General features: G+C 72.0%; 1 pseudogene. It reads right to left on the reverse strand.

From position 1 onward, the window contains the following. A pseudogene (locus B7L92_RS37900) lies at positions 1–686 on the reverse strand (hydrolase); the annotation flags it as partial.

Below are 686 nucleotides of genomic sequence, written 5' to 3' on the forward strand. Positions count from 1 at the left end.
GCTGCCGGACGTCCGGCAGCAGGGCCCCGCCCCGGCGGATGGGGACGTCCAGGAGGCGGTTGTAGAAGCGGCAGTCCTTCGTCGGCGACAGTTCCTGATGGGCGTGGACACAACCGCGACGGAATGTGTCACGTGCCCGTTCGAGTGCGTCCGACGCGAGAGCGGGATCCATGCCGAGCAGACCGGCCGGGACGGAAATGGGCTCCGCCTCGACCTCGACGTGCCACAGCAAACAGCGCGCGAGTGCGGGCAGGGACCGGAATGCCCGCTGGGCGAGTGCGCGATTTTCCGGAGTCATGGTCGCCGCCGTGCGCATACCGCGTCCGCCCGCCGGTTTCCGCAACGCGGGCAGAACATCGGCTATTCGGTCGTCGGCGGCCCACTCCCGGACCGTGTCCCGCACGGCCACCAGCAGCGCCGGTCGCAGCGCGACGGCCGATTCGCCCTGGGCGACCCGGTCCAGGACCCGGTGCAGTGCGGCTCCGGTGACCATCGCCGCGGTCTGTCCGGACGAGGCGAGGCAGATGGTCGCGTAGTCGTGCGTGGACTGCCAGTGACGCGCCGTCAGCAACGCGACGGCACGGGCGGTCTCGCCCTCCGGACGGCCCCGCAACCGGGCGGCGAGGAGCTCGTCGGATTCCCCGGGATCCCCGCCGGGCGGGGGATACGGAGGTCGAGAGGGGTGG

Source organism: Streptomyces viridosporus, from assembly GCF_002078235.1.
Lineage (GTDB): Bacteria > Actinomycetota > Actinomycetes > Streptomycetales > Streptomycetaceae > Streptomyces > Streptomyces viridosporus.